This window comes from Pseudoalteromonas sp. MMG013 (genome assembly GCF_018100885.1).
Classification (GTDB): Bacteria; Pseudomonadota; Gammaproteobacteria; order Enterobacterales; family Alteromonadaceae; genus Pseudoalteromonas; species Pseudoalteromonas aurantia.
Genome location: NZ_JAGJEE010000020.1, coordinates 43,715 through 63,982, shown reverse-complemented (window position 1 = coordinate 63,982; position 20,268 = coordinate 43,715). Strand labels below are relative to the sequence as shown.

The following is a 20,268-nucleotide window of genomic DNA, read 5'->3' as shown; positions in this document are numbered from 1 at the left end:
TTTTTTTGTGCTGAATAAGGTGATTGTATTATTCTAAATCTTTAAAAATCATACCACGACGCATACTTCTAGTGGCTAAAAATACTTCAGCAAGCAACGCTAAAAATGCCCCCATCAATAACATCATTGCCGCAATAAAACAGCTTGAGAGCGTGATACCCACTGGTATTTTATATAGGTGTGAAGTGAAGAGTAGCATCACGACGGCACACACCAGCAGAGCACTTAAGACACTCATACTAAAAGCAATGTGGATACAGCGAGACCGTTTTAATAGGGCACGCATCTCAGTACATAAAGATGCTTTCAAAGCGTCATCTTGACTAGAGTTGACTTTTCGGTCAAGTAATCTTGCCCTGTCAGTGATACGGGCGAGTCGATTTGATAAAACACCGAGCGTTGCTGCAATACCTGTGATCAAAAAGACGGGTGCAACAGCTGTTTGTATGACTTTAGCCATGGTTAATATATTTACTATATCATTGCTCATCTAGACCTCTGTTACTATCGCCAACTACCAAATGACTTGATCTAGTATATTAGCTTGCTCACCAATGAGGGTTTTTACGACGTTATTGTGTTTATCTAGTAGAATTAGGCGTGGGACTCCTTTGTTGGCATATTGCTTATAAATAGCTCTATCTGGATCTGCAACTAAGTCAAAAGGCAATTGATAGTCGATATTAAATTTACTCAGCGTTGTGCTACTTTCTTCACGGCCAATGGCGATAATTTGTACTGATGAGTCATGAAGTAAAGGAGATGCTTGAAGTTCCTTTAACGTTCTTTGAGAGTCAGAGCACCAGGTAGCAAAGAGAATAACCAACTTATTTTTGTTTGGATTGAGTGTTATGGGCGTCCCTTGAATATTATTGAAGTGTGTATGTTTAAATGCTTGCCCTACTTGAATGTATGTCTCATATCTATTATCAACATTGACCGGCTCCGTAACGGTATTACATCCGGATAAATTGGCGCATAAAAGAGTGCTAATGAGTGTTGCACTTAGCTTGTTTATCATTATTATTCTCCATTGTGACTTATTAAGAGTACGGTATTTGATATATTTTTCAGCCGCACGTTACTCACCCTACCTTACATTTCATTGAGTTATAAGTATTATTTTCTCGATATAGGTGCAGCGTAAACAATAAATTAGGAGTGCGTGTGCTAGAGTTTTTTGGGTTGTTCTTCTCTGCATTGAGCTCAGCTACTTTATTGCCGGGAACATCAGAAGTGGTGTTGTCTTCAATGGCGATTGGTAGCAGTACCATCTGGTTACTTTGGTGCGTTGCAACATGTGGTAACGTGCTTGGCAGTTGTATTAATTACTGGTTAGGGAAAAATATCACGCACTATCGAGACAAAGCGTGGTTCCCTGTGTCTGAAGAACAAACAAAGCGTGCTGAACAGCTATTCAACCGCTATGGAGTGTGGAGCTTATGTTTGGCATGGGTGCCTATTATAGGAGATCCTCTCACTTTAATTGCCGGGTTATGTAAATTACGGTTCTGGGTATTTGTTATTATTGTTGGGTTAAGTAAAGGTGCCCGATACGGCTTTGTGTTACTGGGGGTGGTAAATATTGAGCGACTGATTTAGCCGCTCAGAAGCGTTATTTAGACCAAGCTAGCGTCAGAGAAACTGAATCTGCAAAGCGCAGAGCATGTGGCTTGTCGACTCGAACTTTTGCATAAGTGACACTTGGGTGGCGATGGCATTCACTTAGAATATCAGCCACTAATTTTTCTAAAAGCAGAAAGTGCCCACTTTCGACAAGATTAATGACCGCTTTCGTGACGGTTTTATAATTGAGGGCATGTTCGACTTCATCACCACTAACACAGGCGATATCCGCAGGGTAGTGGATCTCTAAATTGAGTACGACATCCTGCTTTTTTTCTCGTTCTTCAGGATTGAATCCAATAAAAGTACGCAATCTTAAGTTGGTGATATTGATGATCGCATTTTGCATAAACAATCCTTAGTTTTTGACTAACTGTAAAAACTCATTACGTGTTTTTGGATCTTCACGAAAGTTACCTAGCATAACGGAAGTCCGCATTTTAGAGTTTTGTTTTTCGACACCTCGCATCATCATACACATGTGCTTTGCTTCTACAATCACGCCAACTCCTTTTGCACCCGTCACTTCTTCAACAGCTTTTGCTATTTGGTGGGTGAGTTGTTCCTGAATTTGAAAGCGCCGCGCATACATGTCAACAATACGGGCAAATTTAGATAAACCCAACACTTTCCCATTGGGGATATATGCGATATGGCAACGGCCCACAAAAGGTAACAGGTGATGTTCGCACATAGAATAAAGCTCAATATCTTGAATCAATACCATATCATCCGCATCAGAGGTGAATACGGCGTTATTTGTGATGTCATCGAGCGTCTCTCGGTAGCCTTTTGTTAGATATTCCATGGCTTTGGCAGCTCGTTTTGGCGTGTCCAATAGGCCTTCTCTATTGCTATCTTCGCCAACGGCTTCAATGATTTGGTGATAGCTGTTTTTTAATTCTTCGTGCATAACAAATTCTCTATCTATTTTAGGTGGCGTCCGCCGTCAACTGGCAGGGTGCGTCCTGTAATGTAGTTACTATTGAGCAGTAGCTCGACGCTATTGACGATTTCTCGACAACCAGGCTCAATAGCCATTAGTGATTTTTTAAGGGTTTTTTCTCGGTATTCAGACGAATCATGTTCATTGAAAATAATAAGACTGGGTGCAATCGAGTTTACTTTGATATTTGGAGCAAACTTCGCTGCGAATGATTTGCTCAAATTATCTAGTGCTGCTTTACTGGCCGCGTATGCGATATGTTTGGCGCTACCGGTTTCTGCAACGTAATCGGTTAAATGAATAATGTCACTGACGCTACTATGGGCAAGTAGTAAGTCACTCAATGCAAGGTTGAGTAAATAAGGGACTTTGGTATGAATTCGCATCATGCTATCAAATAAGTCATTAAAATTGTGATTCTTTTCTTCACAATCCCAACTAGATGCATTATGTATCACCGCTTTCAAGCTAGAGTGCCGCATGCGAATTTCAGAAACCAGCTGGTCGATCGCATTTGTTTCGCTAAAGTCACATTGAATGCAGGTAACCCCTTGCTGCTCAAGCTCATGTATGACGTTATGCCGTGTACGGTACGTCATTATTACAGGTTGATTAGTCGTAATAAAATGTTGTACCAGAGCTAAGCCAATGCGCTGCGCGGCGCCTGTAATTAATATTGGAGCAGTCATTAAAGCTAAAAACCTTCGTATAAAAGTAGGAATAATATAACTATAACTTAATTTTTGCGTGTTGTTTTACTTTGTTGATCAGTAGCTTGTTAGCTCATATTAAAATATTTAGTGCGCTACATGAATTTTTTATGTTGGGCAGTTGTGTGGTCACTTCAGCAAAGCACTCAATTTAGAGTGCTTTGCACCTTACACTATTGGGTTTTCAAGTGTGCATCGAAAAACGCTAAAAAAGCGCTCAAGGTGGTATGGCGATGTGCTTGAAAACTGAGGTTGTGGTTGCCGGACTCAAGTTCAATGTATTGAACGGCTTTGTTTTCGTCGAGTAATTTATCGTACATGCGGCGACTATGTGCGACGGGGACTACTTTATCATCTTCCCCATGAATTAATAATATAGGGCGCTTGATTGAAGCGATATTGTTGATGGGCGAATTGCTTTCTAATTTGTCATCATCGTTACCAAATTGCTTTTCTACAACCTCTCTGTTGGTATAGTGTCGAGCACGTGACACAATGAATTCTAAATCCATAACCCCTGCAAAGCTGGCTGCACACTTAAAGGTTTCAGGGTGCTTTACCACCGCCATCACAGCAGCATAACCGCCATAACTTCCTCCACCGACACAGATTTGCTCTTTATTCGCAATTTTCTGTTCGATAAGGAAGTGAGCTGCGTCTTGTAAGTCATTTTGCATCGCATCTCCCCATGCTCCCATTGCAGCTTGCGCAAACTCATAGCCATAGCCATATGACCCTCTAAAATTAGGTTGAAATACAGCATATCCACGGCTGGCAAAAAGCTCTGACCAATAGTCAAAATCAGCATAATCCCTCGCCATCGGCCCACCGTGAGGGAGAATAATGGTTGGATATGTCACTGTATGAGAGGCAGTACCTGGCGGCAATGTTAGAAAACCTTCGATGGTTAGCCCATCACGCGCTTTATAACTGTGGCGTTGTTTGCCTAAATATGTTGTGCCTTGTATCTCAGGATATTGAGGGGCAAATAAATATAACGACTGTGCTTTACGGTGCCCTAGATAATAAGTACCAGGATCAGCATCTGAACTAGAATATAAAATATACGTATCGCCATCTTGGCTTTTATCTATGATCACATTATGTGCATTTGGCAGTGCGGTAGATAAAGCGGTTTGTAAGCTTTTATATTCTTCATCCCAATATATGCGGCTCCCATCGGTATTTGAGTGTGAAAAACCATTTACTTTCCCGGTTATTTGAGAGTATAAAATGGTGCCATCGACATCATAATCAGGATCGGAAAAAATAAGCTCACGGCTTTGGGGTTGACTTATTTTAGTTTTGAATAGAGCACTTTTGCCTTCATGGTTGGCTTTTATATATAACGTGTCACCATCCTTATCAAAGCCTAATATCGTTACACGTTCAGCTGAGAAAGCATCAAATTGATAAAGTGGCTTTTCATGCAACTTGTTTTTATCATGGTCATAAATGACATATGAGATGGTAGTGCCTATTAATTTGTAACCAATACGTACACGACCTTGTTCGTCAGCTATCCAATCTGAGATATTGCGTCTTGGTCGTAATATCCGTTTTCTGCGTTTGGTATCCACATTTACTTTGAAAACAGTCGGTCTGTTAGCTGTGTCAAAATCAACTGCGACAAGAATATGCTTAGGGTCATCTGGCAGCATACTAATTACATTATCTTGAAATTGCGCGGAATTGTTCACATTGCGATTGCGGATAGGCAATAAATTTTCTAGTTTTTTGGTTCCTTCAATATCAAATTTAAATAGTTGCGTTGAATGATATTTCACCAAGCGTTGTCTTTGTGTGTAACCTGCGGCAACAATTAACGTATTGTCGTTGGCCCAGTCGTACCAATTCAAGGTCACTTCTTTATTGTCTGACCTTAACACAGGAGTAACTTCTTGGGTTTTTAAGTCGGTTATATTCAGTATCAAGGTACCTTGATAATTTTGTACAAAGGCTAAATGCTTACCGCTGGGAGATAAATTTACCTGACTAACCAATGGTAAGCTTGTGTAAGCTTCGATCGGTAATTTTAGTTGGTCGGGCGTTTTTGGTTGTGCTGAGGCCTGCATGAGTGGTGTTGATGACACAAAAAGGAGTGCGAATATAAAGCGTAACATGTTCCCTCTTTTGTTAGCTAAAGTAGAAAAAGAGGGATGCTTGCATGATTATAGGAACATCACAAGTGCTATTTTACGTTAATCATAAACTGTGGGGATTGGCTGGCGTTTGTGCTGAGTGCGAACATAAATACTGATGAGTTTATTACTGACGTGATCTGAGACATCTTTGCCTTCTAAGAAGTCATCTATTTGATCATAACTGAGTCCTAACGCTTCTTCATCTGTTAACCCTGGGCGGTCACATTCAAGATCTGCTGTGGGTGCTTTATTGACTAACATTTCTGGTGCATTTAACTGTGCTGCCAGAGCTCTTACTTGGCGTTTTGATAAACCAAATAGAGGGGCCAAATCGCATGCACCATCACCAAACTTAGTATAAAAACCAGTGAGGTTTTCGGCACTGTGATCCGTCCCTACAACAAGCCCTTGGGTTAACCCTGCTATTTCATATTGTGCGACCATTCGTTGGCGTGCTTTTACATTGCCTTTGACAAAATCGACCGATGACTCGGTAGGTAATGGAATATTGGTATCATTCATGGCGCATAATGCTTGCTCATGCATTGCATCAGCGGCGGGTTTGATATTGACTGTGATACGTTTACTCGGTTGAATAAATGAGAGTGCAAGTTGTGCTTCATCTTCATCGGCTTGCACGCCATATGGCAAGCGCATAGCGATAAATTGATAACAAATTTCACTTTGTTGTTGATTCAGCTCGTCAACAGCAAGTTGGCAAAGACGCCCACATGTTGATGAATCCACTCCGCCACTAATACCTAAAACTAATGTGACACAATGCGCGTCAACTAAACGTTGTTTAATAAAGTTCACTCGACGAGATACTTCATAAGCAGCATCTATAGTAGGTTGAACTTTCATTTCAGCCAAAATATCTTGGCGCATATTGGGTTCCTCAATGAACAATTATTGCAAATTGCTATTATGTTTTTATCTGAGCTAAAATTAAAGGCCTAAATGTTGTTTGATTGCCGCAAGCTCGGTTCGTAGCTGAGATATTTCGTCAACTAATGACTCTAATTCAGAATGAGATAGCTGTTTACTCACGAGTGGTTCGTGGACCGTTGGTTTGTGGTCACCGAGTAAATGTTGATACCGACTTTCACGTTTGCCTGGTTCCCGCTCTAGTTTACAAATGAGCTTTTGGCTTTGCATTTCCTCTAATGTGTTTTCAACGTCGCTTACGTTATTGAATTCAGCTAGGCGCGCCGAGCGAGTCCGTAACTCTCCTGGTGTTTGCGGGCCTCTAAGGAGCATGATGCATAGTATAGCGCGCTGTTTTTCAGAGAGTTGCAAATCACTAAATTCGGTATTGCAAAAACGATGACCGTATTTGTTTACGCGACCAGAGAGGCCTTCATCTAAAAGCACCACCCGTTTATTTTCTAATTGTGTAAGGGTATCAAGCACTTCCGATTCAGTTAAAGATAACACTGGCTCTCTATTTGATTTCTGATTACATGCATTGGTTAGTGCATTTAATGATAGTGGGTAATGTTCGGGCGTTGTCGTTTGCTTTTCAAGTAAGCAACCGATGATCCTTTGCTCATTGGGTGTGAGTTTCATACCACTGTTCCTATATTGTTTATTATTTACTTTACGCTATCAGCGGTAGTTTGACTAACCTCTTGCGTCCATTTTCGTAATGCTTTTTCTAAATCCGTAAATTCAATAGGTTTACTTAGGTAATCGTCCATACCAGCTGCGAGGCATTTCTCTTTATCGCCTTGCATCGCATTGGCGGTTAAAGCGATGATAGGAGTCGATTGATGACTTTGACCAGCGACGGCTTGGCGTATTTGACCGGTTGTCTGGTATCCATCCAATTCAGGCATTTGGCAATCCATGAGAATGACATCATATCGACTGGCATGTTTTAGGTGTTCAATTGCCAAGCGACCATTATCAACACACGTAATTTTGGCATTGAGTCGCTTTAGTAAAGCGAGCGCGACAACTTGGTTCACTTTATTGTCTTCTACTAACAGAATACGTGCATCGATAGCACCTAACTTAGCTGGAGGTATCGCTTCTTTCATCGTGCTTAGTGTACATAATTTAAGTGCATTGGCTGGTGTGAGCGGTTGTAGAAAGACCAAGTCAGGGTCTAAATGACTAAATCGCTCATTGCTACTGAGCTTATTACTGATCACTGCAAAACAACAGTCAGGCTGTTGTGTGACTTTTTTTAACAGGGAGAGTTGATAATTTGAGGCGTCATTAACAATCGACTCGGCAATAATGATTGCAGGCGAGGTTAGGCGTTTTTCTTGGAGTAAAGCCATCGCCGCAGGCAAACTTTCAAAATGCTCACTGGGGATCCGCCATGCATCTAATAAATGATGAGCAGCCAATTCGTGTTGTTGATGCGGGTCGATAATACAGAGTCCATCACATGGCGTATTGAGCGGTGCTATTTCTTTCGCTTCATGCAAATCGATGTAAAAGGTAAACGTGCTACCGACTCCTAATTTACTATAGGCATTGAGTGCGCCACCTAATAATTGACACAGCTGCCTAGCAATTGTTAGCCCTAGGCCAGTACCACCAAAGCGGCGAGTTGTTGAAGGATCGGCTTGAGTGAACGAATCAAAGATTTTATCTAATTGTGTTTTACTTATACCCACACCAGAGTCTTCAATGCTGCACCATAAGCGCATTGAAGCGGGTTGTTGCTCGGTGTAGCAGGTTAAGGTGACTTTACCATGTTCTGTAAACTTAATCGCATTGCTCAGTAGGTTATTTAGTACCTGTTTGAGTCGATGAGGGTCTGTTTTGGCGTGCTGAACTTGCATATTACGGCTATCGATAAATAGCTCTGTATGTTGCTCAATCGCTTTGGGGGCAAAGTTGCTGATACTGTCACTGAGGGTTTGGATTAAATCACATTCAATCACTTCAATATCGAGTTTGCCAGCTTCAATTTTTGAAAAATCAAGAATATCGTTAATGATGGTGAGTAGTGACCCCGCTGAATTTTGGGCTAAATTTAGGTGGTGGCGTTGAGATTGATCAATGTTCGAATTAAGGACAATGTCGAGCATACCTAAAATACCATTCATGGGAGTACGAATTTCATGACTCATGCTCGCCAAAAAATCGGCTTTTATTTTTGCAGACTGTTCGGCGATTTCCTTTGCCATGAGTGCTTGTTGTTTGGCTTTTTGCTGCTCTTGACTCGCAAATAAGCTGCCAAGCATTGCTGATATAGCCCGAATAAAACGCTCATCACTGTGCCCCCAGTCGGGGTTTGGCAAGGTATACTCGGCGCACAATAAACCAATCACGTTATCTTTATATGTGATGGTGCACCCAAATAAGGCATTGACCTCAAAGGGTCCTAAATAATGCTCACTTAACCCAAGTGTACACTCATGGCTATGGGCAAAGTTAGCTCTAATAAGTTGATTTTTTTGTACATTGTGAAATAGTTCAGGTAAATGATTTTTACGCCAAGGGGGAAAGTGTTGCAAGCTATCTTGTCGGGTATTGCTAAAGCAGCTTGGTATGAGTAAGGTTTTTTCTTCATTAAAGACCCAGATACTTGCCCGGGAAGCATTCAAACCTTGGCAAATGGCATCTACAGCAAGACTTTGTGCATTGTCGACGAGGTTATTGAGTACGGCATCGTGACTACTTAGTTGCGCGAGTAACTCGTTATTACGGGCAATTTTATCATGTTCTATTTCCATATTTTTACGGGTTTGAATATTTTGTACTGAACCGAATATCTCTACCGTCCACCGATTATTTTGGTTTGCTTTGCCTTTCATTAATATCCAGCGCTCATGTCCTTGTGCGGTTACAATAATTAACTCTTCCTCGAAGCTGGTCCCATGTTTGATAGTTTGTTCAATGGCTCGCTGGAAGTTGCGTCGATGTAGTCCTTCTTTAAAAAACTCAGTAGAACTCATCCAAGTTGCTTGATAATGATCGGGTACTTCGAATATGCGTTTCGTTACTTCAGACCAAGTAATATTGCGGGTTTTTAAATCAACGGACCAAGCTCCGACCTCGGCAAGGTTGCCCATAGACGTTAAAGTTTGGGCATTATCATGGAGCTGCTTGATGAGTTTGTTAAAGAAAATAAAGGCTGATATAAACAAAAGTATAATGGTTAACAATGCGAGACGAAAAGGCCAAATGGCTGAAACTTCAGGCTCCCAGCCAAATCGAGGTACCGCATATAGTTGCCATTTTCCAGAAGCAATGGCGATGTTAAATGTCAAAGGCTGTAAGTGGAGTATGTCTTCATTGCCATGAAAAAAAGCGCCTTGTTCACCGAGTCCATTTTTTCCACGAATAGCAATGCGGTAGTTCGCATCCAGCATATCTAAATTAACGGTTTTAAATAATTTTTTCATATCAATGACGACTGAGAGTAATCCCCAGAAAGAACCATCAGGATTGTAAACGGGTACTCTAGCAATGAGTGCTTCCCCCCCTTGAATAAGGGTCAATGGGCCAGCAAGAACGATTTTTTTGCTATCTCTGGCCCTGATGGCATCTTTACTTTGAGTAGGGTGTGTTAAGTAATTTAGTCCAAGCGCCTTTTCGTTTCCTTTTAGTGGGTAGGTCATTGAGAGGATCATATCAGGTGCCGCACCGAGGTTTCGTAATACATTACTTGAGCGAAATAGAGGTTGTGCGATATATTCAAACCGTTTTTGATCTAACTGTGTTTCGTTGGTTAAGGCGATGGCTAAGCCCCGCACCAGTTGTATATTGGCGGCTAGTACGCCTTCAATTTGGGTGCGATAAACATTCACTTCTTCATAGGCACGGCTGCGCTCAACTTCAATCAATCGGTTGTAATTAACTGTGTCTACGTACCAACCAAAGCACAGTACAGTACATAAAATAAACCAATAGCCTAGCTTTAAAGAGCGAGCTTTCCTTGGCGCATGTAATTGGGTATTGAGCATTACCTAACTTATTCTGCTGAGCATCCTTTAACTATAGTCTAGCCAATCGGTGAGCAAAAGTGAGTATTATCATAAAAGTCATAATGGTACTTGAAACCGATGACAGAATGGACTTTGTACAGTTCTTACGTCGTTAATCACATTGGCGAGTATGATTTGCGATAGCGTAGACATATCACTTTCATATAGATGTGGTTATGATAAAAATAATTTTTAATAGGGAAGGATTAAACAATGCTACCTTGGTTGAAGCGAATAACGGCTGGCTTGGTTTTATTGGCACTGGCCGCAACAGCAAGTTTATATGGTCTACTGTCTTTGAGTTTACCCGCCCTCGATGGGACAGGAACGAGCAGCGCTGTAATAGCGCCAGTTCAAATTGAACGGGATAGTTTAGGTCAAGTAGTGATCACCGCAAATTCACGAGATGACGCCGCCTATGGATTAGGCTTTGCACATGGTCAAGACCGATTTTTTCAAATGGACTTACTGCGCAGAAATGCGGCTGGGGAGCTGAGTGAGCTGTTTGGTAAAGCCGCAATCAATTTAGATGAAAAAATGCGTTTTCATCAATTGCGAAAACGCAGTGAAAAAATTGTGACCCAGTTACCACCAGGCCAAAGAAGTATATTACGTGCTTACGCCCAGGGGGTGAATGAAGGTAAGGCACAAGTTGGCTTTGACAGTTTTGAGTATCTGCTAACAGGAGCAAGTGCACGACCTTGGAAAAGTGAAGACAGTATACTTGCTATATTTAGTATGTATTTGGATCTGCAATCAGCCAACTTTGAGCGAGACAAAGCATTGCTTTATGTCGACCATATTTTCGGTGAAGAAATGCGAACATTTATACTACAGCCTAGTCATTACCAAGCGGCGTTAGATGGCTCAATGATAGCCAAAGTAGAAAAGCCTATACCCACTTTAGAGCGTACAGGCATTCAGGCTTTGATTGGTGAAATAGGTACTACTGATTTGTATGGCAGTAACAATTGGGCCGTAACAGGCACATTGACAGGCACCGGAAAGGCCATGCTGTCAGATGATATGCATTTAGGTTTGGCCGTTCCATCGATTTGGTATCGCTCACAATTAAACTACATGATGCAAGGTAAAACAGTGCAAGTAACGGGGGTCTCATTACCGGGAGCACCGGCCATCGTGGTGGGCACCAATGATAACATTGCATGGGGGTTTACCAATGGGTATTTAGATACCGCAGACTGGATTGCGCTGTCGGAACAGGATAAAACGTGGCAAGAAGAGGAACATATTCAATTACCCAATCAGCAGTCCCGTCGTTATTCACTATTAATGAGTGAGTATGGCCCAGTAAAAACGTTTAATGGTAAAAAGTATGCGTTAAGTTGGGTCGCTCATCAGCCATATGCTGTTAACTTAAAATTGCTTGAAATGGAATCACTAGAAACAGTACAAGCAGCTTTGGCATTGGCGCCTGAAGTTGGCATACCTGTACAAAATATGCTGGTGGTTGATAGTTTAGGCAATGCGGGGTGGCGTCCAGCAGGGGCCATCCCGGCAAGAACGAATCCAGTGGATACAGCAGAGGAAGCGCAAAATTACTCGTCGCAATGGCAATATAATGAGGAGACTCGTCCCGCACTTTTCAACCCTGAAGATGGCAAGTTATGGACTGCGAATTCCCGGGTGGTGTCAGTACAACAGCACAAACGTTACGGTGACGGCGGATATGCATTAGGGGCAAGGGCCGTGCAAATAAGGGATAGACTACTCGCGCAATCGCAGTTTAATGAAACCGATTTCAATCAGCTTCAACAAGATAACAAAGCATTATTTCTCACGCGCTGGCATCAGCACTTGGTTGATTTACTCAGTGAAAATGAAACAATGAAAACGCGCTATGCACGTGATTTGCAGCACCTTGCTCAGTGGCAAGCTTGTGCATGTGAAACGTCGGTTGGCTATACTTTGGTAAAACGTTTTAGAGAAAGTGTTATAGATAGTGCGTTTGCGCCAGTTGAAGCGAAAATGAAGATGTCGGGAGCAAGTTTACGTTACATTAAACGTTATCTTGAGCCAGCGATTTGGCAACTTATTGAAAAAAAACCAGATAGCTGGTTGAATCATCATGATAACTGGTCAGTATTACAGCGCCAAGCTTACGAGAACGCCAAACAAAAACTCAGTGATGAATTCGGTCCAGACCTAGAAAATTGGCAGTGGGGCACTGTTAATGCATTACAGATTAAGCACCCGTTTAGTAAGCAATTACCTATTTTAAGTCGCTTTTTAGATATGCCAATACAGCCAGCATTTGGAGACACATTTATGCCTGCAGTTCAAGGCCCAAGCTTTGGCGCGTCACAGCGGTTTATCGCACAACCCGGCATGCTTGGTAATGCAATTATGACCATGGCTGGTGGGCAAAGTGGACACCCATTATCACCTTTTTATCGAGCGGGTTTTGATGATTATGCGCAAGGCAAAGCAACGGCATTATTACCAGGTATGTTGACACACTCATTGACAATAAAGCCTATGAATTAACGTATATTTGGTACTGCATACAAAGTAGAAGCGGTCGTGACTTGATTTCGACCGTTCTCTTTACTGGTATAAAGCGCATTGTCAGCTTGTTGAAGCGCTTCGTAAAAGCCGACTTTCGTGGGCCACATGGTTAAACCAAAACTCATTGTGACGGTACTATCAAAATGTTCAAAGATCTCATGTGTAATGGCATAGCGTAACTTGTCAACTCGGGCGAGGGCGTCTACTTGCGCAGTGTTGGGCATGACAATCAGGAATTCTTCGCCGCCCCAGCGAGCACAGATATCGACCGGCCGAGTATGACTGGCAATAACCAAAGCCACTCTCTTTAATATTTCATCCCCTTGAGCATGACCATAATCATCATTTATTTGTTTAAAATGGTCAATATCAGCCATGATAATACATAATTCTTCATGATTTTCGTCGCAGTGATACTTTGCATGTGTGATAAGTTCTTGCGCATATCGTCGATTGTACATTTGTGTGAGTGGGTCACGAGCGGCGAGTTTAGTTAATGTTTGCCGTTGCGCCATGGTGACATCACGAATTAATGCAATGGTGAAAATCATTGGGATACCGCATATTAAGACATTGGCAAAGTGAACGTATTGCAACCAATCACGGTACGCATATTTATAAGTGACATCAGCAAACCATATATGCATAGCTGCAAAGAGTGTGATCATAATAACCGACACCCCAACCGCAGGTTTTAGTTTCAAATTATTGTCGAGTAACAGTAGGCAAGATACAGTCCATAAGTAATATTGGAAACCGAGCTGCATACCCAGTATTGCGCATACGATGATAGCGTGAATGGCCACTTCAGCGCTAAATAAACGCAATGCTAATGAGCGGTGCTGGATATTGAGCAAGTAAATTCCCAGAGCCCATGTTAATACACTCAAGATATTTAATAGTCCTAATATTGGGATGCTCAGTGCAAAAAACAGTATAACTAAAAGGGCATGCAAACCTAAGCAATACCAAGCAACGCGCTTAAGTAACGTGAGCTTAACTTGTTCGACCTGATCTGGTTGGCTGTGTGGATGTTGCAAAGCGAGTGAACCCTTATCAAGGTAACCGATAAAAGTATAGATGATATTGTTTGCTTTTTATTCTATTTTAATAAGGGCTGACTTTATCTTACTTGATGAAATCGACATAATAGAGGGTGCTATGACGTTCCATATCAGAATAAAAATAGTGACATTGCTTATGGCGTGTCTTTGTACAAATGCAATGGCAGTGAATTTTAAAACGCACAAAGTTACCGAAAATATCTATGTCCTATTTGGGCAAGGTGGCAATATTGCAATCCATCTCGGTGAAGATGGTATTTACATTGTTGATGACCAATTTGCAAAGCTCTCAAGACAAATAAAAAAGCAGATCAGTGCTTTAAAGCCGGGCTTTCCTGAATTTGTAATAAATACGCATTTTCATGGTGACCATACCGGCGGTAATGAAGCATTTGCGCGTTCAGGTAGTCATGTTATTGCACATGACAATGTGCATAAAAGGTTATTGGCAAAACATGGCAGTGAGTCACATTATTTACCAAAAATAAGCTTTAGCCACGACTTGGCTTTACACTTTAATAATGAGCAGGCGCAAGTTAAGCACTTTTCACATGCGCATACCGATGGAGATGCCGTCGTCACTTTTACACGGGCTAACGTGGTGCACATGGGGGATTTATATTTTAATTTAGGGGGATTGCCATTTATAGATGTTGATCATGGCGGTTCGGTGAATGGACTACTCAAAGCATTGCGGGCAATATGTTTGAGTATTGATGATGAAACGGTTGTGATACCAGGGCATGGTCAAATTTCCAACAAAAATCAGCTGCTACAGTATATTGCATTAATAGAAAAAGCCCGTTTTTTAATATTACAGGCAATGAAGAGCGCTAAAACTGAAGAGCAAATGGTACAATTGGATCCCCTCTCAACGTTAGCGATAACGTATGCTAACTGGTTACCTAAAGAGCGAGTAACACGGTTGTTTTATCGCTCTTTAGCGCAGTGAAGGCCTTTTCTAGGTGAGCATGACTAAGCAGGCTGCAAGCGCAATGAGAATAAGGCCTAGACTATCGCGCGTTTTAAGTGGCTGTTTTAGCCACCATACTGAAATGGCCATCGTAAAAAAAACTTCAATTTGACCTAGGGTTTTTACATAGGCCACATGTTGTAAACTCATAGCGCTAAACCAGCCGATGGAACCAATACAGCTAGTTAAGCTGATCCAACTCACTTGGGTGCGGTGTTGCCATAGAGTTGTTATGCTGTGTGGCTCTTTGCAGCGTAAATAAGCCCCTAATATCAGGGTTTGTATACTGATCACTAACAAAAGCACCCACCCTGCACTGTGTGGAAAGGGTAATCCGCTGATTAAACTTGCTTCACGAACCCATAAAGAGGTTAGGGCGAAGGCCGTTCCGCAACATAATCCTAAAAGAGCGGTTGTAAGGTTAAAGTTTTTAAGGCTAAAACCGCTCAGGAGCAGCACTGCAATACTGCCTAATGCAACCCCAAACCAACCCAAATAGGACAGTGCAGAGCCGAAAAACAACATGCCTAAAATAGCGGCTACCAGCGCTTCACTTTTAGCAAGGCCCGCGCCGATGGCATAGTTACTTTGTTTAAATAGCAAGACCATCAAGCCAGTAGCGATAATCTGTATTACACTTGCAGCCACAATATAGCTTAAAAAAGGTGCACTTAGGGATAAGCTAGGAGCCGGTTGCCAGTAATATAAACCCAGTAGATAGATACCAGCAATTGGGCTGGCTAAGAGAAAGCGAGCGAGGGTAACTGCGGCAACAGATGCATGTTGGCTCAGTTTACTTTGTAATGCATTACGCCAAGCTTGTGAGAAGGCTGCTAAAACAGAAAAAGCGATCCATTCCATATTTTTATTCTAATTATGAGAGGGGGAAGTTAACCTAACAATATTGAGATTAATTGGCTACTGGTTAATCACACCTTTTTCTATGAATAGATGTGAGGACACTCTTGCAGAGCCTTTTTAGCGTTATTTAATTATACTGTGCAGCGATGCGACTTATTATTTTTCCAACAGAATCCGCAGGGCGACTTTTTTATTACCATACCGTTATGTTAACTTATTTATTTATCAGTTTATGAATAATTAAAGGAGTTACTATGACAACCCTATTAACGTGTGCGTTGATAGCTGTTTTGTTGCCCTATATTGCAAAGCTACCGGTCGCAATTGAAATGAATAAACTAGGGGGATATGACAATCGGCACCCTCGAGCTCAACAATCAAAATTAGACGGGTTCGGTGCGAGAGCTTTGGCTGCACATCAAAATAGCTTTGAGTCACTCATTGTGTTTTCGGTTGCTTTGGCTGTTGTGCTTGGCACCAATAGTGTTAATGCAGTGACTGAGTCTTTGGCTATCACCCATGTTGTTGCGAGAGTTTTATATTGTGCTTTTTATTATACCAACGTAGATAAGTTACGTTCGTTGGTGTGGTTGGTTGGGTTAGGTTCTGCTGTTGCAATGATAGGTGTCAGCATGTAGTTGTACAAAGAGCAACATCGTTGTTGCTCTTTTCTTTGGCTAATTCGTCACATCAATGCGTTCAAATTGGGTTTGCTTTGGAGCATTAACCGCGAGGTTATCGAGTTTAAAATCGAGCTGCACTCGATAAACCTGAGAAGGGGTGTTTGACGGCGTATATTGCCATTGGCGCAAGGCCAAAATAGCATTATTTTCAAATGTATTCTCCGGCTGTGCAGCAATGACTTTTATATTATTTGTATGGCCACGTTCGTCAACGGTATAGGCCAATTGCACATACCCTGAAATACCATCATTAGCCGCTTCGACCGGATATTTAGGTTCAACACGCATAATGGGTTTGACTATGAGTTTTGATGTTGCTTTTTCCGTCTTCGTGGTGCTGTTAAGTGCGACGGCACCGATTGATGTAAAAGCACAGGTCAGCAGTAGTAGTTTGGCGGTGCGTGATGAGCTTGAAGTATTTTTAAGGTAGTTAAGTCTTTGTAACATGGTGTTTTTATCTCCGTAATGGGCATAAGCAAAGTGTTGTTTTTTATCACTTTCAATACAACTTATCAGCGCTTTGGCATAGTGTACTTGTTGATGATGGGACTTGTTTTTTAGGACTGTTTCGTCGCAGGCGAGTTCTTGAATACGACGGAAGCTGTGATAACCACACCAAATGAGCGGGTTGAACCAGTTTAATGCGCAGAACGAATAAAAGCAGAGATTCCATATGTTGTCATAGCGCGTTATGTGCGTATGCTCATGTTCAAGCATTAATGATAAAGCCGTTTCATCGAATTGTTGTTCATAGTCGCGAGGAAGTACGATTTTGGGGTGTATTAATCCAATGACCATAGGACTGGCTATTTGAGCGCTGGTATAGGTGATGCTATCACGATGATTTAAATTACATGGCTGTAAAGCTAATTGTTGATGAAAGCGTAAATGTTGCCACAGCATAGTGAAAATGAATAAGGTAAAACCGAGCAAATAGACGAGCGACCAATTAAACACCCATGTTTCAACGTGTGGTAGCGGGTTTGACACACTGATATATTGCATCGGGCCGTATGTCAGGGGTTTAAGCTCATTGGGTATACTGATCAATATCAATGCACAGGGTAAAATCCACCACTGCTGGTAAATAAACCGCGCTCCCAGCTTATGTAATGTTATGCGTTCGCAAAAGATAAGCCCTAACACGATAAGACTCAGCAATAATTGAACTTCGAATACCCAATTTATCAGTATGTCGAACATGTTACTTTCCTTTCCCTTGTTCTTGCTCCCACTTGTCAATTACTTGCTTTAGTTCATCAATGTCACGCTGTGACAATTGTTGTGTCTTAGCAAAGCCACTTACTAAGGGTGCAATACGACCTTGAAATAACCGTTGAATAAAGCTGCTACTTTCCTTGTGGGTGTATTCATCTCGTTCGATAGTCGGGGTGTAAATATATTCCCGACCTTGTTTTTCAAATGTTATGGCATTTTTTTTAACCAGCCGGCCAAGGAGTGTTTTGATGGTTTTTTCATGCCACTGAGTGTCGTCACTCAAACGTTTAATAATGTCACTGGCTTTGGTAGGGTAACCTGCCCAAAGCGCTTCCATGACCGCAAATTCTGCTTTTGATAATTCAATCATATGATAGCTTACAAATGTAATCTTTAAGATTAGATTACACCTGTAATCATAAAAGGCAAGTTTATTTTTGTTCGATTTTTAAGTCATTGATAGAAATGAGCTGGTGTGTGCCTTCAGTGAGGGTGTCAGGATCCAATGTATAGTTTGCGATTTTAACTCTAAATAAATCAATCACCTGATAACCACAATATTGACTCATTTTACGTATTTGACGGTTGAGGCCTTGCTGCAAAGTGATCATAAAGCGGTCAGTGCTGATTAATTTTACGTCACATGGCAGCGTGACTTTGTTATCAATTGGGATACCATTGGCCATTCTTTCACAAAATAACGGGTCGAGAGGACGGTCGACTTTGACTAAGTAGACTTTTTTTTCGTGGTGTTCAGGGTGGAGCATCTGATTACACAATTCGCCATTGTTGGTGAGTAATAGCAAACCTCTAGAGTCTTTATCTAAACGGCCTATTGGGTAAACCCGTTGAGATTTTGGTAAGTAGTGAATAAGGCTTGCTGGGTCATTTTCGTTGAGCTTGCAATCGATACCGACAGGTTTATGGTAAGCGTAAAGTACTTTGTCAGGTAGGGTGGTGATTTGCTTGCCATGCACGGTAACAATATCTTTTTCCGTGACATGATCAATGTGATTGGCAAACCTTCCATTGACACGAACCTCTCCTGCATCAATTAAACGAGAGGCTTGTCGGCGAGAGCAAACACCTGCATGGCCTAAAAATTTAGCAAGGCGTATCGGCTGATTCATGTGTTCCCTTTATACTATGGTGTTTTCATGGTGGTGAGTGATATATCGCTATGAAACTGTCACGACAATTGGCGACGCTAAGTATTGTATCAGGTTTGTCGACTCTGTCATTGTCATCAATCGTATCGCTATTAACTCAGCATTTCATCAGCCTCAAGTACCACTTATCTGCTCCATTCTCCGTTTATCACCTTCTTAACATTAACCAAGGTGAGTTCGATAGACTGAAATGAGATGGAGGATTGTAATGCAAAAATTATTTAATACTAAAGTGGTGGTGTGCTTGTTATGTTGTCTTTGTTTACAAGCAAATGCCGCTTTAACAACCGATATAAAATATCGAATGAACATTCAGGACCTGACTGCAACGGGTCAGGATATTTTTGTGGCAAGTAATACAACGTCATTATTCTCAGCGCTTGATATAAGCACCGAATATGAAGGGCTACGTGTCGCAGCAACGGCAAGTTGGCTTAAAGTTGGGGGGCAAAGCGACACCGATGTGCAAGTATCAGAAGCTTTTTACGACTTTACTATTGAGAATTGGTTCATGTCTGCGGGTAAGAAAAAAGTAGACTGGGATGTTGGATACGGATTTCGACCGCTAGATATGTTTTCACCGACTGATTCCTTGGCCATTTATACGGCAATACCACCAGGTGCGATTATGGTTACAGGAGATTACTTTTTAGATTCTGGAAATGTCACACTTATCTGTAATGAGAGTAGTCCTGATTATCTAGAACACGGCGTAAAAGTGAACAAAAGTACCGGGTGTGGGGGCCGATATTATGGCTATTTTGAGGGTTTCGAAGCACAAGTTTTAGGACACTATGATGAAGACTTAGGTATGCGGGTTGGAGGCAGTGCACTTACGGTCATTGGAGAAAACCTTGAGTTGCATGGTTCATTGTTGTGGCAAGAAAATTATAGAACGCCCGCTTTGTACAATATCCATTTTGGTCAAAATGATCGGATTTCAGGCGTTAATACTCAATGGAAAAATAATAGTATTCAAGCATTGCTTGGCGTGAATTATAGTTTTCAATCGGGTATTACCGTGATTGCGGAATACTGGCATGATGGACGAGCACCCAGTGATAAGCAGTGGCGTGATGTAATAAACCTATCACAGTCAACATCAGATCAACATCAGTTGCAGATGTTGCGCTCTCATTTTGCGACTCAGAGTTTATTTCAAGATAATGCAATGGTGCATATACGGACCTCCAGTACTCAGTGGTCACCCTCACTTACATTGCTCACAAACCCTAATGATAACAGTGTGTTAATTGATGGTGAGTTGTGTTATGGTGGTGTGACTGCTAGCCAATTGTGTATGGGAATAAGGCAGTATACGGGCGGTGCCGAAACAATTTATGAACAATTGAGCTATGAACGAACGTGGTATTTTACGATGGAAATCAACTTATAA

The 20,268-nt window shown here is 41.6% G+C and carries 19 protein-coding genes; 5 read left to right on the top strand and 14 right to left on the bottom strand.

Annotation, left to right across the window (positions count from 1 at the left end; translation table 11 throughout):
• Positions 1 to 28: 28 nt before the first annotated feature.
• Positions 29 to 490, bottom strand: a complete 462-nt coding sequence (locus J8L98_RS16900) for a DUF2721 domain-containing protein (RefSeq protein ID WP_192506197.1) — start codon at positions 488 to 490, stop codon at positions 29 to 31.
• A 24-nt stretch (positions 491 to 514) separates the two neighbouring features.
• Complete coding sequence (locus J8L98_RS16895) at positions 515 to 1,021, bottom strand: TlpA disulfide reductase family protein (RefSeq protein WP_210997394.1); 507 nt, start codon at positions 1,019 to 1,021, stop codon at positions 515 to 517.
• 146 nt (positions 1,022 to 1,167) lie between these two features.
• Between J8L98_RS16895 and J8L98_RS16890 the strand changes: the two genes are divergently transcribed.
• Complete coding sequence (locus tag J8L98_RS16890) at positions 1,168 to 1,602, top strand: YqaA family protein (RefSeq protein ID WP_210997391.1); 435 nt, start codon at positions 1,168 to 1,170, stop codon at positions 1,600 to 1,602.
• Between the two features lie 13 nt (positions 1,603 to 1,615).
• On the opposite strand, the gene folX is transcribed toward J8L98_RS16890, so the two are convergent.
• The 7 genes from folX to J8L98_RS16855 form a co-directional block, all read right to left on the bottom strand.
• Positions 1,616 to 1,975 (bottom strand): dihydroneopterin triphosphate 2'-epimerase, encoded by a 360-nt coding sequence (gene folX / locus J8L98_RS16885; RefSeq protein WP_192506194.1) that lies wholly within the window; start codon positions 1,973 to 1,975, stop codon positions 1,616 to 1,618.
• A 9-nt stretch (positions 1,976 to 1,984) separates the two neighbouring features.
• The gene (gene folE / locus J8L98_RS16880) at positions 1,985 to 2,539 is read right to left on the bottom strand and encodes a GTP cyclohydrolase I FolE (RefSeq protein ID WP_192506193.1); all 555 of its coding nucleotides are present in this window, start codon (positions 2,537 to 2,539) and stop codon (positions 1,985 to 1,987) included.
• A 14-nt stretch (positions 2,540 to 2,553) separates the two neighbouring features.
• Entirely contained in the window at positions 2,554 to 3,261 is a 708-nt protein-coding gene (gene folM, locus J8L98_RS16875) for a dihydromonapterin reductase (protein WP_210997390.1), read from the bottom strand.
• Positions 3,262 to 3,455: 194 nt separating this feature from the next.
• The gene (locus J8L98_RS16870) at positions 3,456 to 5,405 is read right to left on the bottom strand and encodes an alpha/beta fold hydrolase (protein ID WP_210997389.1); all 1,950 of its coding nucleotides are present in this window, start codon (positions 5,403 to 5,405) and stop codon (positions 3,456 to 3,458) included.
• A gap of 78 nt (positions 5,406 to 5,483) precedes the next feature.
• Positions 5,484 to 6,314 carry an ammonia-dependent NAD(+) synthetase gene (gene nadE, locus J8L98_RS16865; RefSeq protein ID WP_210997388.1) on the bottom strand — a complete coding sequence of 277 codons (831 nt, stop codon included), beginning with the start codon at positions 6,312 to 6,314 and terminating at the stop codon, positions 5,484 to 5,486.
• A gap of 60 nt (positions 6,315 to 6,374) precedes the next feature.
• Positions 6,375 to 6,995: a YceH family protein gene (locus J8L98_RS16860; RefSeq protein WP_210997387.1), complete on the bottom strand. Its 621-nt coding sequence runs from the start codon at positions 6,993 to 6,995 to the stop codon at positions 6,375 to 6,377.
• A 26-nt stretch (positions 6,996 to 7,021) separates the two neighbouring features.
• On the bottom strand, positions 7,022 to 10,354 hold the full coding sequence (locus tag J8L98_RS16855) for an ATP-binding protein (RefSeq protein ID WP_210997386.1): 3,333 nt from the start codon (positions 10,352 to 10,354) through the stop codon (positions 7,022 to 7,024).
• A 234-nt stretch (positions 10,355 to 10,588) separates the two neighbouring features.
• On the opposite strand from J8L98_RS16855, the gene J8L98_RS16850 reads away from it, so the two are divergent.
• A complete protein-coding gene (locus J8L98_RS16850) occupies positions 10,589 to 12,883 on the top strand; it encodes a penicillin acylase family protein (protein WP_210997385.1) in 2,295 nt (764 codons plus the stop codon).
• Here the strand turns inward: J8L98_RS16850 and J8L98_RS16845 are convergent.
• A complete protein-coding gene (locus tag J8L98_RS16845; protein WP_210997384.1) occupies positions 12,880 to 13,944 on the bottom strand; it encodes a GGDEF domain-containing protein in 1,065 nt (354 codons plus the stop codon). The genes J8L98_RS16850 and J8L98_RS16845 overlap by 4 nt on opposite strands.
• Before the next feature lie 160 nt (positions 13,945 to 14,104).
• On the opposite strand from J8L98_RS16845, the gene J8L98_RS16840 reads away from it, so the two are divergent.
• A complete protein-coding gene (locus tag J8L98_RS16840; RefSeq protein ID WP_247682594.1) occupies positions 14,105 to 14,920 on the top strand; it encodes an MBL fold metallo-hydrolase in 816 nt (271 codons plus the stop codon).
• 9 nt (positions 14,921 to 14,929) lie between these two features.
• On the opposite strand, the gene J8L98_RS16835 is transcribed toward J8L98_RS16840, so the two are convergent.
• Positions 14,930 to 15,802: a DMT family transporter gene (locus J8L98_RS16835; protein WP_210997382.1), complete on the bottom strand. Its 873-nt coding sequence runs from the start codon at positions 15,800 to 15,802 to the stop codon at positions 14,930 to 14,932.
• A 254-nt stretch (positions 15,803 to 16,056) separates the two neighbouring features.
• Here J8L98_RS16835 and J8L98_RS16830 point away from each other — a divergent pair, with 254 nt between their 5' ends.
• Positions 16,057 to 16,440: an MAPEG family protein gene (locus J8L98_RS16830; RefSeq protein WP_192506183.1), complete on the top strand. Its 384-nt coding sequence runs from the start codon at positions 16,057 to 16,059 to the stop codon at positions 16,438 to 16,440.
• A 39-nt stretch (positions 16,441 to 16,479) separates the two neighbouring features.
• On the opposite strand, the gene J8L98_RS16825 is transcribed toward J8L98_RS16830, so the two are convergent.
• The 3 genes from J8L98_RS16825 to J8L98_RS16815 form a co-directional block, all read right to left on the bottom strand.
• Complete coding sequence (locus J8L98_RS16825; protein WP_210997381.1) at positions 16,480 to 17,688, bottom strand: M56 family metallopeptidase; 1,209 nt, start codon at positions 17,686 to 17,688, stop codon at positions 16,480 to 16,482.
• Between the two features lies 1 nt (position 17,689).
• Positions 17,690 to 18,073: a BlaI/MecI/CopY family transcriptional regulator gene (locus tag J8L98_RS16820; RefSeq protein ID WP_210997380.1), complete on the bottom strand. Its 384-nt coding sequence runs from the start codon at positions 18,071 to 18,073 to the stop codon at positions 17,690 to 17,692.
• 61 nt (positions 18,074 to 18,134) lie between these two features.
• Positions 18,135 to 18,833 (bottom strand): pseudouridine synthase, encoded by a 699-nt coding sequence (locus J8L98_RS16815; RefSeq protein WP_210997379.1) that lies wholly within the window; start codon positions 18,831 to 18,833, stop codon positions 18,135 to 18,137.
• A 247-nt stretch (positions 18,834 to 19,080) separates the two neighbouring features.
• Between J8L98_RS16815 and J8L98_RS16810 the strand changes: the two genes are divergently transcribed.
• Positions 19,081 to 20,268 (top strand): hypothetical protein, encoded by a 1,188-nt coding sequence (locus J8L98_RS16810; protein ID WP_210997378.1) that lies wholly within the window; start codon positions 19,081 to 19,083, stop codon positions 20,266 to 20,268.